A 16,176-nucleotide genomic window follows, 5' to 3' on the forward strand; every position below is an offset into this window, starting at 1 on the left:
GATGACCGCTGTTGGAAGCTATTTCAAGATCGGCCCCGCCCGTCTCTTCGTTCATGCCGCCGTTCTGCTGATCGTCATCGTCTGGCTGATCCCGACGCTCGGAATCTTCGTCAGCGCGCTGCGCGACAAGGACCAGATCGTCGTCTCCGGCTGGTGGACGGCCTTCGTCGGCTCGACGCAGACCGTCGCCGTGCGCTTGGGCACGCCGGACCAGCAACGGCAGGAAGGCGCCAATTACGTCATCACAGGCAATGTGCTGGAGGGACAGACCGGCCGCTCGGTGAAGGCCTTCGGCAACCGGGTGCAGCAGCCGGCCGCTTTCGACGCCGGCATGACGGCCGATCTCGGCGACGGCGAAACTCTGCAGATCAATAGCGACGGCAGCTACCGCTATGTGAAGAACGTCGCCTTCTCGCCCGACGAACGCCCGCGGCGCATCTATGCGTCCGTCTCCGCACCGCCGGAATTCACGATGCAGAACTATAAAACGGTTCTGACCGGCGAGGGCATCGGTCAGTCCTTCATCAACTCGCTGACTGTGACGATCCCAGCGACGATCATTCCGATCCTGATCGCCGCTTTCGCAGCCTATGCGCTCAGCTGGATGGAGTTTCCCGGCCGCGGGCTGCTGATTGCCCTCGTCGTCGGCCTCATCGTCGTGCCGCTGCAGATGTCGCTGATCCCGCTGCTGCGCCTCTACAACGAGATCGGCAACCTGCTCGGCCAGCCGTCCAAGACCTATCCCGGCATCTGGATGGCCCATACCGCCTTCGGCATGCCGCTCGCCATCTACCTCCTGCGGGCCTATATCGCCGGCCTGCCGAAGGAGATCATCGAATCCGCCCGCGTCGACGGCGCCAGCGACTTCGAGATCTTCGTCCGCATCGTATTGCCTCTGTCCTTTCCGGCACTCGCCTCCTTCGCCATCTTCCAGTTCCTGTGGGTGTGGAACGACCTGCTCGTCGCCATGGTCTTCCTCGGCACCGACAAGGACCACCTCGTGCTGACCGGCAGCCTCAACGCGCTGCTTGGCTCACGCGGCGGCAATTGGGAGATTTTGACGGCGTCGGCCTTCGTCACCATCATCGTGCCGCTGCTCGTCTTCTTTGGGCTGCAGCGTTATCTGGTGCGTGGCCTGCTGGCGGGCTCGGTTAAAGGGGGCTGACCATTTCCGAACGTGACTTCAAACAGGATATTCCATGAACGTGGCTTCCCAATCGATTTCGACCCCCGACAAGGACTGGTGGCGTGGCGCGGTGATCTATCAGATCTACCCGCGCTCCTACCAGGATTCGAACGGCGACGGCATCGGCGACCTGAAGGGCATCACCGCCCGCCTGCCGCATGTGGCAAGCCTTGGCGTCGATGCCATCTGGATCTCGCCCTTCTTCACCTCGCCGATGCGCGATTTCGGTTATGACGTTTCCGACTACGAGAATGTCGATTCGATCTTCGGCACGCTGGTGGATTTCGACACGATGATATCAGAGGCCCATCGTCTCGGCATCCGGGTGATGATCGACCTCGTCATCTCCCACAGCTCGGATCAGCATCCCTGGTTCGTACAAAGCCGCTCGAGCAAGACCAACGCCAAGGCTGACTGGTATGTCTGGGCCGATGCCAAGCCGGATGGCACGCCGCCGAACAACTGGCTGTCGATCTTCGGCGGCTCGGCATGGGCGTGGGATCCGACGCGCATGCAATATTACTTGCACAACTTCCTGACATCGCAGCCGGACATGAACCTGCATAATCCTGAGGTGCAGGACCGTCTGCTTGATGTCGTCCGCTTCTGGCTCAACCGTGGCGTCGACGGCTTTCGCCTCGACACCATCAACTTCTATTTCCACGATACGCAATTGCGCGACAATCCGGCGCTTGCGCCCGAGCGCCGCAACGCCTCGACGGCGCCGGCGGTCAATCCCTATAATTTCCAGGAGCATATTTACGACAAGAACCGGCCGGAGAACCTAGCCTTCCTGAAGCGCTTCCGCGCCGTTCTCGAAGAATTCCCGGCAATCGCCGCCGTCGGCGAAGTCGGCGACAGCCAGCGCGGCCTTGAAATCGTCGGCGAATACACCTCCGGCAATGACAAGATGCACATGTGCTACGCCTTCGAGTTCCTGGCGCCCGATCCGCTGACGGCGGAGCGCGTCGAAGAGGTGATGCAGGATTTCGAAGCCGCCGCACCCGATGGCTGGGCCTGCTGGGCCTTCTCCAATCACGACGTCATGCGCCATGTCAGCCGCTGGGGCGGGCTGGTCGCCGATCACGATGCCTTCGCCAAGCTCTATGCCTCGTTGTTGATGACGCTGCGCGGCTCGGTCTGCCTCTATCAGGGTGAGGAGCTGGCGCTGACCGAGGCCGATCTCGCCTATCAGGATCTGCAGGATCCCTATGGCATCCAGTTCTGGCCGGAATTCAAAGGCCGCGACGGCTGCCGCACGCCGATGGTCTGGGACAGCCAGGTCGCTCAGGGCGGCTTCTCCACAGTCAAGCCCTGGCTGCCGGTGCCGGTCGAGCATATCCTTCGCGCCGCCAGCGTCCAGCAGGGCGACGAGGCCTCGGTGTTGGAGCACTATCGCCGCTTCATCGCCTTCCGCAAGCTGCATCCCGCTTTTGCCAAGGGCGAGATCGAATTCGAAGAACCGCAGCGAGATAGCCTTGTCTTTACCCGTGAATACGGCAACGAGAAGCTGCTCTGCATCTTCAACATGAGCCCGGCCGAGGCCGCCGTCATTCTGCCTGCGGGAGAATGGCAGGCATTGACGGGCCATGGCTTTACCAGCAACAACTATGGCGACAAGATCGATATTCCGGCCTGGGGGGCGTATTTCGCCCGTCTCGCCTAAGGAACTAAGGGGAGAGAAAAATGACTGGACTGACGCTGAAGGATATCCGCAAGTCCTACGGTTCCGTGGACGTTCTCCATGGTATCGACCTCGATATCAAACAGGGCGAATTCATCGTCTTCGTCGGTCCATCCGGTTGTGGCAAATCCACGCTTCTGCGCATGATCGCCGGTCTCGAGGCGATCACCGGCGGTGAGATGTATATCGACGGCCATCTCGTCAATGACGTGCCGCCCTCCAAGCGCGGCATCGCCATGGTCTTCCAGTCCTATGCGCTCTACCCGCATATGACCGTGTTCGATAACATGGCTTTCGGTATGAAGATCGCCGGCGAAAGCCGCCAGGAGATCGACCGCCGCGTCCGGGCGGCGGCCGAGAGCCTGCAGTTGACCAACTATCTCGATCGCCTGCCAAAGGCGCTTTCCGGCGGCCAGCGCCAGCGCGTGGCGATCGGCCGCGCCATCTGCCGCGATCCTAAGGTCTTTCTGTTCGACGAGCCACTCTCCAACCTCGATGCCGCGCTGCGCGTCGCGACCCGCATCGAGATTGCCCGCCTGAACGAGCAGATGGCCGATACGACGATGATCTACGTCACCCACGATCAGGTCGAGGCGATGACGCTTGCCGACCGTATCGTCGTTCTCTCCGCCGGCAATATCGAGCAGGTCGGCGCGCCGTTGGACCTCTACGAGCGCCCGGCAAACCTCTTCGTCGCGAAATTCATCGGCTCGCCGGCCATGAACATCATTCCGGCGACGGTCGCCGGAACCGGAAGCCAGACGACGGTGACGCTGACCGGCGGCATGTCGGTGACCCTCGATGTGGCGACCGACTCGTCGGAAACCGGCAAGCAGGCAAGCTTCGGCGTCCGTCCGGAGGATCTCCGGGTTGCCGATGGCGCCGACTACCTTTTCGAAGGTGAAGTGTCGATCGTCGAAGCGCTCGGCGAAGTGACGTTGCTTTATATCGAGGGCCTGGTCCCGGGCGAGCCGATCGTCGTCAAGCTGCCCGGCATCTATGATGTGAAGAAGGGACAGAGGATGCGGTTTGCCGCCGACAGGCAGAAGTTGCATCTGTTTGACGCAACCGGCCATACCTACCGGAAGTGAGGCGGCCATTTTTGGGGTGATGGTCGCAAGAATTGTGCGGGAAGGGCCGAATTCTCACTTTCTGTTAAAGATCGGCTGCTACCCTTTCCTCGTCAATTTATGAGGGGGATAAGCACGTGGCCGCTTCCAATCCGTCACAGCCAAAATCTCATTTCCTGAGCAAGGAAGAATCCTTCATGTACGACCGCGAGGCGCGGTTCAAGATGGAGGACACCATGAACGCCGCGCGCATCGAATATACGGAAAAGGGCGTCATGCACGCGGCTTCTCGCCGCTGCGACATTGTCCGTATTTCGATGAGCAGCGCGACGCTCGCGATCCTGACCCAGTTCAGCCTGCCGAAGCAGTTCTATCTGGATATTCCGGATGCCCGCATCACCAAGGTCGGCTGCCTGCTGATGAAGGTCAACGCCAACAATACGATCGACGTCCGCTTCCTGCGCCTGCTGACGCAGAAGGAGCTGAACAAGATCTTCGTCTACAGCACCCATCCGGCGCACCGCGACTACGTTCTCGATATCCGAGCCTGAAGCCGCGCACATCCGGTGGAACGCCGCGTGTCCGCCAGGACGCGTGAATGCGGCACTATCACCGGATTGAAATCAAAAACCCGCGGGTGTTCACCCCCGCGGGTTTTTGTTTGCCAGAAGCCACCCGCTCAGTGGTGGAAGAGCACGCTCGCACCCTGGTCCGAAGGTCCGACGGCGCGGCGGAACGGTGCGAAGAGCTCGCGGCCCATGCCGAATTCATTGTCGGAGAGATCGATAGTCACCGGCGCGCGCTCGGCCATGTCAGCTGCATCGACGAGCAGCTCGAGCGTGCCCTTGATGGCGTCGAGGCGAATGATGTCGCCCTGGCGGATGCGGGCGATCGGACCGCCGTCGACCGCTTCCGGCGTGACGTGGATCGCGGCCGGCACCTTGCCGGATGCGCCGGACATGCGCCCGTCGGTCAGGAGCGCCACGCGGAAGCCGCGATCCTGCAGCACGCCGAGCGGCGGCGTCAGCTTGTGCAGTTCCGGCATGCCGTTCGCCTTCGGGCCCTGGAAGCGCACGACAGCGATGAAATCGCAGTTGAGCTTGCCTTCCTTGAAGGCGTCCTGCAGTTCTTGCTGGCTGTGGAAGATGATTGCCGGCGCCTCGATGATGTGGCGCTCCGGCTTGACGGCGGAAATCTTGATAACCGCTTTGCCGAGATTGCCGCGCAGCATCTTCAGCCCACCATTGGCCTGGAACGGCGTTTCGATGCTGGAGAGGACCTTGGGATCGACGCTTTTTTCTGGCGACGGCTCGCGTAGGACGGCGCCGTTTTCGCCGAGACGAGCATCGACCGTATAGGCTTGGAGGCCCTGGCCGAAGACGGTGCGGACGTCGTCATGCACCAGTCCGTGCTTCAATAGTTCCTTGATGAGGAAGCCCATGCCGCCGGCCGCCTGGAAATGGTTCACGTCGGCAAGCCCGTTCGGGTAGACGCGGGCAAGCAGCGGGACGATTTCCGAAAGCTCGGCAATGTCCTGCCAGGTGAGCTGGATGCCGGCTGCCCGCGCCATGGCGACGAGGTGCAACGTATGATTGGTCGAGCCGCCGGTCGCATGCAGGCCGACGACGCCATTGACGATCGAGCGCTCGTCGATCATCTCGCCTGCCGGCGTGAATTCGTTGCCGAGCGCGGTGATCGCCAGCGCCCGCTTGGCGGCTTCGCGCGTCAGCGCTTCACGCAACGGCGTGCCGGGATTGATGAAGGACGAGCCGGGCATGTGGAAGCCCATGATCTCCATCAGCATCTGGTTGGAATTGGCGGTGCCGTAGAAGGTGCAGGTGCCGGGGCCGTGATAGGATTTCGATTCCGCCTCCAGCAGTTCGGCCCGTCCGACCTTGCCCTCGGCAAAGAGCTGGCGTACGCGCGACTTCTCGTCGTTCGGCAGCCCTGTCGTCATCGGACCGGCCGGAACGAAGATCGACGGCAGATGCCCGAAGGACAGGGCTGCGATCACCAGGCCCGGCACGATCTTGTCGCAGACGCCGAGGAAGAGGGCGGCATCGAACATGTTGTGCGACAGGCCGACGCCCGCCGACATGGCGATCAGGTCGCGCGAGAACAGCGAGAGCTCCATGCCCGGCTGTCCCTGGGTGACGCCGTCGCACATCGCCGGCACGCCGCCGGCCACCTGCGCCACGCCGCCTGCCTGGGCGGCGGCCTCGCGGATGATCGCCGGATAGGTCTCGAACGGCTGGTGGGCCGAGAGCATGTCGTTATAGGCGGTGATGATGCCGAGATTGGGGATGCGGTCGCCGGCGAGCGCATCCTTGTCGGCGGGGGAACAGACCGCGAAGCCATGGGCGAGGTTGGCGCAGCCAAGCACCGAGCGCTGCACGCCCTGCGAGGCGGCCGCGCGCAGGCGTTCCAGGTAGCGGTCGCGGGTTGGTTTCGAGCGTTCGACGATACGATCGGTGATCGCAGAAATGCGTGCGTGAGCGGACATGGAAAATCCCTGCCTTGTTCGTTGTCTCTATCTGTTTCGGCGGCTCTAGCCTGAATCTCAATCCGGATGACGGCTGATCAGGGAGCCCAGTAGATCTCGACCGGGGAAGTGGCCCGGCGCAGAACGGCGCGGATCGGCATTTCTGCCTCTTCACCGCTGCCTTCCGCCTTGGCGAGAACGTCTTTTTTGCCTTCGCCCTCGATATGGAGAACCAGGAGTGCGGCATCCTCAAGACTGGAGAAGGTGAAGGTCAGGCGCGGCTCGCCGGCTCCTTCCGCTTCCATGGGGATGATGCCGCGCGGCGTCGATGCATCGAGCGCCACGGCAAGATTGCTGCCGCCAGGAAAGAACGAGGCGGTGTGTCCATCGCCACCCATGCCGAGGATGACGATGTCGAAGGGGATGCCGATCTCGGCGCTCTTTGCCGTCGCAAGTCTTGCTGCTTCCTCGACGGAAGGTGCCGGCTGGTAAAGCGGCACGAAGCGCGCCGCCTTTGCCTTGTTTTGAAGAAGATTGGCGTCGACCAGCAGATGGTTCGAGCGCGGATTGTCGGCCGGCACGAAGCGTTCGTCGACAAGCGTGATCGTCACTTTTTCCCAGGCGATGTCGCGTGTCGAAAGCGCCTGGAAAAAGGCCCTCGGTGTGGAGCCGCCGGAAACGGCAATGGACGCCGTTCCGCGGGCGGCAATCGCCGCCGCAAGCGTATCGGCGACCTTGTCGGCGAGACTTCTGGCGAGGTCTGCGGCGCTGGCGAAGGTATGCAGGGTCGATGCCATCGATTTCGTCCTAGATTTCGTCATGCCAGGTGCGGCCGTCGCGCTCGATCAGCGCGATGGCCTGGCTCGGGCCCCAGGTGCCGGCCGTATAGCCCTGCACCTGCTGGCCGGTCGTTTCCCAACCCTTGAGGATCGGATCGACCCATCTCCATGCGGCTTCCACTTCGTCGCGGCGCATGAACAATGTCTGGTTGGAGCGGACCACGTCCATCAGCAGGCGCTCGTAGGCGTCAGGATTGCGGACGTTGAAGGCCTGGGCGAAGCTCATGTCGAGCGAGACATTGCGCAGGCGCATGCCGCCCGGACCCGGATCCTTGATCATCAGCGACTGCTTGACGCCCTCATCCGGCTGCAGGCGAATGATCAACTGGTTGGCGTTGATGCGCCCGGCCGCCTGGTCGAAGATCGCGTGCGGGATCGGCTTGAAGGTGATGACGATCTCGGACATGCGTCCCGTCAGGCGCTTGCCCGTGCGGATGTAGAAGGGAACGCCCGCCCAGCGCCAGTTGTTGATCTCGGCCTTGATGGCGACGAAGGTCTCGGTGTTCGAGACGCCGCCTTCGAGTTCTTCGAGGTAGCCCTTGACCGGACCGGTGCCCGATGCGCCGGCGCGATACTGGCCGCGCACCGTCGCCTGCTCGACATTGGAAGCATTGAGCGGCTTCAGCGCGCGCAGCACCTTCAGCTTCTCGTCGCGAACGGCTTCCGAATCCATTGACGAGGGTACTTCCATCGCCGTGAGGCAAAGCAGCTGCAGAATGTGGTTCTGCACCATGTCGCGCAATGCGCCGGCCGTATCGTAATAGCCGGCGCGGCCTTCGAGGCCGACCGATTCAGCCACGGTGATCTGCACGTGGTCGATGTAGTTGGCGTTCCAGAGCGGCTCGTAGAGCGCGTTGGCGAAGCGCAGCGCCATCAGGTTCTGCACCGTCTCCTTGCCGAGATAGTGGTCGATACGGAAGATCTGCTCTTCCTTGAAGGCGCGGCCGATCGAGTCGTTGAGCTGCAGCGCCGAGGCGAGGTCGCGGCCGATCGGCTTCTCGACGACGATGCGGGTCGATTTGGTGATCAGCTTGTGGTCGTGAATCTTCTGCGAAATGTCGCCGAAGATGCCGGGCGCGACCGCCAGATAGAAGGCGCGCACGCGCTCCCTGCCCTCGTCGAGCAGCTTTTTCAGCTGATCCCAGCCGGCATCCGTGCGGGCGTCGACCGAGACGTAGTAGAGGCGGGCACAGAATTTCTCAACCTCCGCCTCGTCATATTCGCCCTTCTTCAGGTGCTCCGTCAGCGCATCCCTGGCGAATTTGCGGTATTCCTCATGGGTCAGCGGGCTGCGCGAGGCGCCGATTACGCGGGTCGGTTCCGTAAACTGGCCTTCGATCTGGCGATGATAAAGAGCGGGCAGAAGCTTGCGTTCGGCAAGGTCGCCGCTGCCGCCGAAGACGACATAATCAAAAGGCTCAACGGGAATGATCTGGCTGCTCATGAGCTTGTCTCTCAATCGGGCTTTGGTTGGCGGCTCTTTTAATCTAATCGATTTAAAAAAGCCAGTGTGCAGTGCAATGAATCTGTCAGGCACCGGTTTTAGAGCGAATTTCCGGAAGAGGAAATCCGCAATCGGACTAAAACTTGTCGCGAAGTGCAAACCACGACAAGGCGAGGAAAAGCAGCGGCGCCCGCATGCGGGCTCCGCCGGGAAACGCGGGAATATCGAGCGACGTGAAGAGGTCGAGATCGCCCGATTTTCCAAGCACTGTTTCCGCATAGAGCTTGCCACAGTAGTTTGACAGCATGACGCCATGGCCGGAATAACCGCCGATCGAGATGACGCCAGGCATGACCTCGCGCACGAAAGGCTGGCGCGGCAGGGTGATGCCGACGCTGCCGCCCCAGGCATGGGTGATCTCGATGTCCTTCAGATCAGGATAGACCTCGGCAATCTGCCGGCGGATGTGCTGCGAAATGTCCCGCGGATTGTCCGACGTATAGGCTTCACGCCCGCCGAACAGCAGACGGCCGTCGCCGAATTTGCGGAAGTAGCGCACGACGAAACGCGAATCGGCCACGGCCTCGCCCCCGGGCAGCACATTGGGATGCCCGTCGAGCGGCGCGGTGGCACCGATGAAGGAACGGATCGGCATGACATGGCTTGCCGTTACCGGCTCCAGATTGCCGATATAGCCGTTGCAGGCGATCAGCGCGCGCTCAGCGGTGATCGTTCCCCTTTCGGTTTCGATCGTCACCTTGCCGCCGCCCTGGCGCATCGCCGTTGCTCTGGTCATCTCGAAGATTTCAGCGCCGGCATTGGCAGCGACCCGCGCCAGCCCCACCAGCAGCTTCAGTGGATGAATGTGGCCGGTGCCGACATCGCGCACGCCGCAATGGAAACGCTTCGAGCCGAGCCTCTCCTGCGTTTCCTTCTCGTCCATGAAGCGCAGATGCGGGTAGTCGTAACGGAAGGCGGCGATCTCGGCATTTTCGTAATAGGCGGGCTTGTAGCTCGCCTTGTGTGCGACGTTGAGCTGGCCGGGCACATAGTCGATCTCGATCTGATGCTCGCGGGCGAAATCGATGAGATGGCGTTTGGCCGCCTCGGCAAGATCGAACAGCGCCTTCGAGCGTTCGTAGCCGATCTTCTCCTCGAGTTCCTCCGGCCACCATCGCTGGCCGGTGCCGAGTTGACCGCCATTGCGCCCGGACGCCCCGTCGCCGAAGCGGCAGGCCTCGATCAGCACCACTGAAACGCCTGCTTTGGCAAGATTATAGGCGGCCTGCAGGCCGGTATAGCCGCCGCCGACGATGGCGACGTCGCATGTTCTCGAGCCGTCGAGAGCGGCATAGGTGGGCCGCTCCCCGACCGTTGCCTGATACCAGGACAGCCCGGGCGCGATCGGGCTCTGCCATGTCTCCTGCGATGCCATGATGGTCCCTCACACGTTGAGCAGAAGGAATTCCCGCTCCCAAGGGCTGATCACCTGCATGAAGGTTTCGAACTCGCCGCGCTTGACGCCGGCATAAAGGCCGATGAACTGCTTGCCGAACATCTCCTCGAAGGCGGGTTCGTCCTCGAGCAGCGCCACGGCTTCCAGCAGGCCGCGTGGCAGGTCGATCGAGCCCTCATTGGCCGAATCCTCCGTCGGCGCCGTCGGCTCGATCTCGTTCATGATTCCGAGCAGGCCGGAAGCGAGCGAGGCGGCGAGTGCGAGATAGGGGTTGGCGTCCGAGCTCGGCAGCCGGTTTTCCACGCGCCGCGCTTGCGGATCGGAAACCGGCACGCGGAAAGCCGTCGTCCGGTTGTCGTAGCCCCAGGCATTGTTGACCGGGCAGGACATATCCGGCTGCAGGCGCCGGTAGGAATTCACGTAGGGTGCAAGCATCGCCATCGCGCTCGGCACGAATTTCTGCATGCCGCCGATGAAATGGAAAAATTCCTTCGAGGCCGATCCGTCGGGATTGGAGAAAATGTTCTTGCCGGTCTCGATATCGACCACTGACTGGTGGATATGCATCGCCGAACCCGGCTGGCCCTGCATCGGCTTGGCCATGAAGGTCGCGTAGATGTCGTGCTTCAGCGCCGCCTCGCGGATCGTCCGCTTGAACAGGAATACTTGGTCGGCAAGCTCGATCGGATTGCCGTGGCGCAGGTTGATTTCCATCTGCGCCGGTCCCTCTTCATGGATCAGCGTATCGATCTCCAGCCCCTGCTTCTCCGAGAAATGATAGACGTCGTCGATCAACTCGTCGAACTCGTTGATGCCGGCGATCGAATAGCCCTGGCCGCCGAGGATCGAGCGGCCGGACCGGCCTTTGGGCGGGTGCAGCGGATAGTCGGGATCGTCGTTCTTGGCGACGAGATAGAATTCGATCTCGGGCGCCACGATCGGTTTCCAGCCGCGTTCGTGATAGAGGCTCATGATGCGCTTCAGCACGTTGCGCGGCGTATAGGGCACTTCGCCGCCGTCCGAATCGACGATGTCGCAGATCACCTGCGCCGTCGGGTCGGTTTCCCAGGGCACGACCGAAAGCGTCGAAAGGTCGGGCATCAGCTTCAGGTCGCTGTCGCGCGGCTCGTATCGGAAGCTCTCCGTCTCGTCTGGATATTCGCCCGAAATCGTGTGCCGGTAGATCGCTGAAGGCAGCGCCAGCGACGTGTTCGAGGTGAATTTCGAGCTCGGCATCATTTTGCCGCGCGCAACGCCGGCAAGGTCCGGCGTGATGCATTCGATGTCTTCGATGCCCCTGTCCCTCAGCCACCGCGCTGCTTCCTTCCAGTTCGCAACGCCGCGCAGGGATCCGGGCTCCGGGGGAGTTTTCTTCGAGGCGGGTACGTTTCTGGCAGGCTTCAGCGTCGTCTTTTTTGGGGACATGACACACCGGTTTGCGTTGATCGTGGCGCCATCATAACCAGACTTTGTCAATTGGCGAGGGGTTGAGAACGTTGACTTTCGCCCTTTGATGGAAAAAGAAGACGTGATTTTGATCGGGGAAAACGGGTTTGCAGCGCAAAAGCGACGTCATCGTCATCGGCGCCGGGGCGGCGGGCATGATGGCGGCCATCCGCGCGGGAAAACGCGGCCGCTCGGTCGTGGTCCTCGACCATGCCAGGGCGCCTGGTGAGAAGATCCGCATATCCGGCGGCGGCCGCTGCAATTTCACCAATATCCATGCCGGACCAAAGAATTTCCTCTCCGCCAACCCGCATTTCTGCAAGTCGGCGCTCGCCCGTTTCACGCCCGCCGATTTTATCGCCATGGTCGACCGCCATGGCATTGCCTGGCACGAGAAGACGTTGGGCCAGCTTTTCTGCGACGATAGCGCCAAAGACATCATCCGCATGCTGCTGGCTGAGATGCGCATGGCCGGCGCAGTACTGCATCTTGGCACCGAGATATCAGGCGTTGAAAAGACCGAAGCCGGCTTCCGGGTATCGACGAGCGAAGGCCATTGTGAAGCATCATCGCTGATCGTCGCCACCGGCGGCAAGTCGATCCCGAAGATGGGCGCCACCGGCTTGGCCTATCGCCTCGCCGAGCAGTTCGGCCTGACCGTGCTCGAAACCCGCCCCGGCCTCGTGCCGCTGACGCTCGATCCCGGCCTGCTGGAGAGCATCGCGCCGCTGGCCGGCATTGCCGCCCCGGCCGAAATCCGTCACGGCAGGACCGCCTTCCGCGAAGCGCTGCTGTTCACCCATCGGGGGCTGAGCGGACCCGCTATCCTGCAGATCTCCTCGCACTGGCGCGAAGGCGACGAGATTGTGGTTGCGATCGAACCGGATATCGACATTGCGGCGCATCTGAAGGCGGCAAAGCAGCTCAATGGCCGCCAGTCGCCGCAGACAGCCCTTGGCGACCTCCTGCCGAAGCGGCTGGCACAATTTCTCGTCGAACGCGAAAAGATCTCCGGCAACATGGCCGACCTGCCTGACAAGGCGCTGCTGCGCCTTGCCGCCGGCGCCCAGAACTGGGCCGTCAAACCGTCCGGCTCGGAAGGTTATCGCACCGCCGAGGTGACGCTCGGCGGTATCGACACGGCAGCGCTCGATTCACGCAGCATGGAGGCAAAAGCCGTGCCCGGCCTATATTTCATCGGCGAGTGCGTCGACGTCACCGGCTGGCTCGGCGGCTATAATTTCCAGTGGGCCTGGGCTTCCGGTTTTGCCGCGGGCGAATGCGTCTAAAGCTCCTTGTTTCGATGCATGTAGTGGGCCTAAAGCCGCTGCACATTTTTTGATATGCCTTGGAAGTATCCGGAGATACCGATTCAAGACTTCTTAATAGAGGTGCGCCATCCTGTCTCAATTGGCGGTTTGCGAAGCTGTTCCTAAATTAAGCTTTACCGGCAAGCCGTTTTGTTGGATTGTTGTTGTGTCAGAGAGAAGTGAGGTTTCGACCATGAACAGAAACACACGACGCGCCCGCGCCATCGCAATTGCGCAGGCAAAGCCGAACGCCCGGATGGTCGCCCTGCGTTATCTGATGCTCGCTGCCGGCGCCACCGCCGCCACCCTCGCGCTGCTGCTCTCGCATTTCATCTGATCCTGTCCGCAGACCTGGAACCAACGTTGCGACATGGTGATCACCTCACCGCTACGACGCGGCTCATAATTTTGCAACTATTTCACCGCCTTGGCTTAACCCGCTGTCACCGCTTATCCGAAAATTAATATCTAATCTGACACAATTGCTCGCGAATATTTGGGCATTTCCAAGTTGTTTGGACATGAACTGGCAATGACTGCCGCCTGGCCTCCGGGTTCCCCAATGTAAAATAAGAACAGCTCGATGTGCACCCGGCTGGCGCCATGTGGCCGCCTGCGGGAGGAGTGGTGTATGAAAGGCCCGGAACGCCATGTTGATTGACAAGATTCTTTCCCGCTTCAGGATCAAGACGAAGGTTTTGATCTTCGTTCTGCCGTTCGTCGTCACTATTTCGGCGGTGGGCCTGACGGGCCTCTACGCTTCGGGACTTCTGCAGGGCCGCATGGAAATATCCAACAGCGTGCTGCAGTCGCTGAGCGGCTTCAAGGATCTCTATGGTTCGATGGACGATTTCCTGCGCGTCACCAGTCCTGAGGCGCGCGACAAGCTGATCGCGGATCTGAAGACCCAGCAAGGCGTGCTCGACCAGACGCTGAACCAAGTTGGTGACGAGGCCGCCGGCCGCGACAGCCTTGCGGAGGCGTCGCGCCGCACCAAGGAGATTTCGGGCGTCGTCGACAAACTCTGGGCTCTGCACGAGCAGGAGCAGGCATTGCATGAGCAGATCGACGCAGCGCAGAAGAGCGTGATCAGCACCCGCTTCACCGTGTCCTACCAGGCCGAAGAATTGCAGAGCACCGTCCAGAGCGACGAGAGCGCCGCCACCAGCACCCTTCGCACGGCCGACCGTTTGCTGAAGGGCGGCGATTTCCTCGGCACCGTCGCCAGCGGCTTCAGCAAGCCGCAGACACCACAGGACAAGATCGCCTTCATCAACGAACAGATGCCTGAGATCATCAAATCGCAGCGTCTGATTGCCATCTCCGTTCCGAGCAATCAGAAGAATGTCATCGAGGCACTGGCTGCGACCATCGACGGCATCAAGGCGATCGTGCAGACACCCAATCCGACCGATGAAACCGCCACGGAGCTCGGCCGTCTCGTTTCGCGCTTCCGCCAGACCTCGACCTATACGCAGCTGACCGCCACGCAGAAAATGCGTGACGCGACCCAGGAATTCGCCGCGCTCGACGGCCGGATTGCCCAGGCCAACTCGGTGCTGCAGGATACGCGGCGTCTCGAAAATTCCGTCTATTCGCTGCAGATCGTTCTTTCCGATTTTCTCGCCGACTCCAGCAAGGAAAATCTCGTGCGACTGCAGCAGCAGGCCGGCACGCTCGGCAAGGACATGCAGGTGCTGGTCACCAGCGCCAAGGGCATGGGCTTTGCCGAAGGCATATCAGGTGCGATCCAGCCGGCGCTCGACGTCATCTCCGGCGGCAGTTCGAAGATCGTCGACACGATCGGCGAGCGCGTCACGGCCTATGCCGCGGCGCGCCAGGAGCTCGACCAGATCTGGAAAAAGCTGACCGATTTTGCCGAACTGCAGAAGCAGACGGCCGGCACCGAGCGCACCCAGGCAAACAGCATCTCCGTCATGACCACCGGTCTCGGCATCCTGCTTTCGATCCTCGGCGGCATTGCCCTGGTGCTGACGCTGCAACGCCCGATCAGCCATATCACCGCCGCCATGCGCCGCATCGCCGAAGGGGCGCTGGATACCAGCATCTCCGGCGAACAGCGCCACGATGAAATCGGCGACATGGCCCGCGCGCTCGGCATCTTCAAGGAAAACGCCATCTCGAAAATCCGCATCGAGGAGCAGAGCGACGAGGAACGCGCCGCCGCCGAACATGAGCGCCAGCGCAACGACGCCGAAAAGCGCGAGATGGATCGTCAGATCGAATTTGCGGTCAATGCGCTCGCCGCCGGCCTCGAACGCATGTCGCAGGGCGATATCTCGACGACGATCGAAACGCCCTTCATCGGCCGTCTCGAACAGCTGCGCCAGGATTTCAACGGTTCGATGATGCGCCTGCAGGCGACGATGAGCCAGATCCGCGACAATGTCGAACTGATCCAGGGCAACGGCAACCAGATGGCCCAGTCGGCCGAGGACCTCTCCAAGCGCACCGAACAGCAGGCTGCATCGCTCGAAGAGACCGCGGCTGCCGTCGATGAAATCACCGTCACGGTCCGCTCGTCGGCCGAACGCGCCAAGGATGCCGACCAGATCGTCCGCCAGGCCAAGCGCAGCGCCGATGATTCCGCCGTCGTCGTCAGCAATGCGATCGACGCGATGAGCCGCATCGAAGGTGCCTCGCGCCAGATCGAGCAGATCATCGGCGTCATCGACGAGATCGCCTTCCAGACCAACTTGCTGGCGCTCAACGCCGGGATCGAGGCGGCGCGCGCCGGCGAAGCCGGCAAGGGCTTCGCGGTGGTCGCGATGGAAGTCCGTGAACTGGCCCAACGCTCCGCAGCCGCGGCGCAGGAGATCAAGGGCTTGATCAACAAGTCGACCAACGAGGTCAATTCCGGCTCGCAATTCGTGCAGGAGACTGGCACGGTGCTCGCCAAGATCAGCGCCCAGATCGTCACGATCAGCCAGCATGTCGAGATGATCGCTCGCGCCAGCCACGACCAGTCCAACGCGCTGCAGAGCGTCAACGCGACGGTCAACCAGATGGACCAGATGACGCAGCAGAACGCCGCCATGGTGGAGGAGACGACTGCCGCCAGCCGCGAACTAGCCGACGAGGCCGGTTCGCTGCGCCGGCTCATTCAGCAGTTCAAGATCGACGGCGACGCCACCGGTGCGCCGGTCTATCGCGCCGCCTGATCATCGACCGACCCGCCTTCGTGCGAACGGCCCCGGAGTTTTCCGGGGCCGTTTTCTTTATTTCGCAGAAATCGCGC

The 16,176-nt window shown here is 61.9% G+C and carries 11 protein-coding genes and 1 pseudogene; 7 read left to right on the forward strand and 5 right to left on the reverse strand.

The genetic code is table 11. From position 1 onward, the window contains the following. The first annotated feature begins 1 nt into the window (after nt 1). The 4 genes from HFO99_RS18890 (at nt 2) to HFO99_RS18905 (ending at nt 4,491) form a co-directional block, all read left to right on the forward strand. Nucleotides 2-1,165 carry a carbohydrate ABC transporter permease gene (locus HFO99_RS18890; RefSeq protein WP_222333502.1) on the forward strand — a complete coding sequence of 388 codons (1,164 nt, stop codon included), beginning with the start codon at nt 2-4 and terminating at the stop codon, nt 1,163-1,165. 34 nt (nt 1,166-1,199) lie between these two features. After that, nucleotides 1,200-2,852 (forward strand): alpha-glucosidase, encoded by a 1,653-nt coding sequence (locus tag HFO99_RS18895; protein ID WP_222251215.1) that lies wholly within the window; start codon nt 1,200-1,202, stop codon nt 2,850-2,852. Between the two features lie 20 nt (nt 2,853-2,872). Beyond that, entirely contained in the window at nt 2,873-3,961 is a 1,089-nt protein-coding gene (locus HFO99_RS18900; RefSeq protein WP_064249307.1) for an ABC transporter ATP-binding protein, read from the forward strand. 176 nt (nt 3,962-4,137) lie between these two features. Next, nucleotides 4,138-4,491, forward strand: a complete 354-nt coding sequence (locus HFO99_RS18905) for a hypothetical protein (RefSeq protein ID WP_018445791.1) — start codon at nt 4,138-4,140, stop codon at nt 4,489-4,491. A gap of 128 nt (nt 4,492-4,619) precedes the next feature. On the opposite strand, the gene edd is transcribed toward HFO99_RS18905, so the two are convergent. The 5 genes from edd to HFO99_RS18930 all read right to left on the reverse strand — a co-directional run bounded on the left by edd (nt 4,620) and on the right by HFO99_RS18930 (nt 11,586). Then, a complete protein-coding gene (gene edd / locus HFO99_RS18910) occupies nt 4,620-6,443 on the reverse strand; it encodes a phosphogluconate dehydratase (RefSeq protein ID WP_222362829.1) in 1,824 nt (607 codons plus the stop codon). A gap of 77 nt (nt 6,444-6,520) precedes the next feature. After that, nucleotides 6,521-7,219: a 6-phosphogluconolactonase gene (gene pgl, locus HFO99_RS18915; protein WP_222362831.1), complete on the reverse strand. Its 699-nt coding sequence runs from the start codon at nt 7,217-7,219 to the stop codon at nt 6,521-6,523. Between the two features lie 10 nt (nt 7,220-7,229). Continuing rightward, entirely contained in the window at nt 7,230-8,705 is a 1,476-nt protein-coding gene (zwf, locus tag HFO99_RS18920; protein ID WP_222362833.1) for a glucose-6-phosphate dehydrogenase, read from the reverse strand. 136 nt (nt 8,706-8,841) lie between these two features. Continuing rightward, entirely contained in the window at nt 8,842-10,140 is a 1,299-nt protein-coding gene (locus HFO99_RS18925) for an NAD(P)/FAD-dependent oxidoreductase (protein WP_222362835.1), read from the reverse strand. A gap of 9 nt (nt 10,141-10,149) precedes the next feature. Next, nucleotides 10,150-11,586: a glutamine synthetase family protein gene (locus tag HFO99_RS18930; protein ID WP_017967073.1), complete on the reverse strand. Its 1,437-nt coding sequence runs from the start codon at nt 11,584-11,586 to the stop codon at nt 10,150-10,152. 88 nt (nt 11,587-11,674) lie between these two features. Here HFO99_RS18930 and HFO99_RS18935 point away from each other — a divergent pair. The 3 genes and pseudogenes from HFO99_RS18935 to HFO99_RS18945 all read left to right on the forward strand — a co-directional run bounded on the left by HFO99_RS18935 (nt 11,675) and on the right by HFO99_RS18945 (nt 16,099). Then, nucleotides 11,675-12,896: pseudogene (locus tag HFO99_RS18935) on the forward strand (NAD(P)/FAD-dependent oxidoreductase). 214 nt (nt 12,897-13,110) lie between these two features. After that, nucleotides 13,111-13,254 carry a hypothetical protein gene (locus HFO99_RS18940; protein WP_222294957.1) on the forward strand — a complete coding sequence of 48 codons (144 nt, stop codon included), beginning with the start codon at nt 13,111-13,113 and terminating at the stop codon, nt 13,252-13,254. Nucleotides 13,255-13,567: 313 nt separating this feature from the next. Continuing rightward, nucleotides 13,568-16,099 (forward strand): methyl-accepting chemotaxis protein, encoded by a 2,532-nt coding sequence (locus tag HFO99_RS18945; protein ID WP_222362839.1) that lies wholly within the window; start codon nt 13,568-13,570, stop codon nt 16,097-16,099. Nucleotides 16,100-16,176 lie beyond the last annotated feature (77 nt).

The organism is Rhizobium leguminosarum (genome assembly GCF_019798305.1).
Classification (GTDB): domain Bacteria; phylum Pseudomonadota; class Alphaproteobacteria; order Rhizobiales; family Rhizobiaceae; genus Rhizobium; species Rhizobium leguminosarum_U.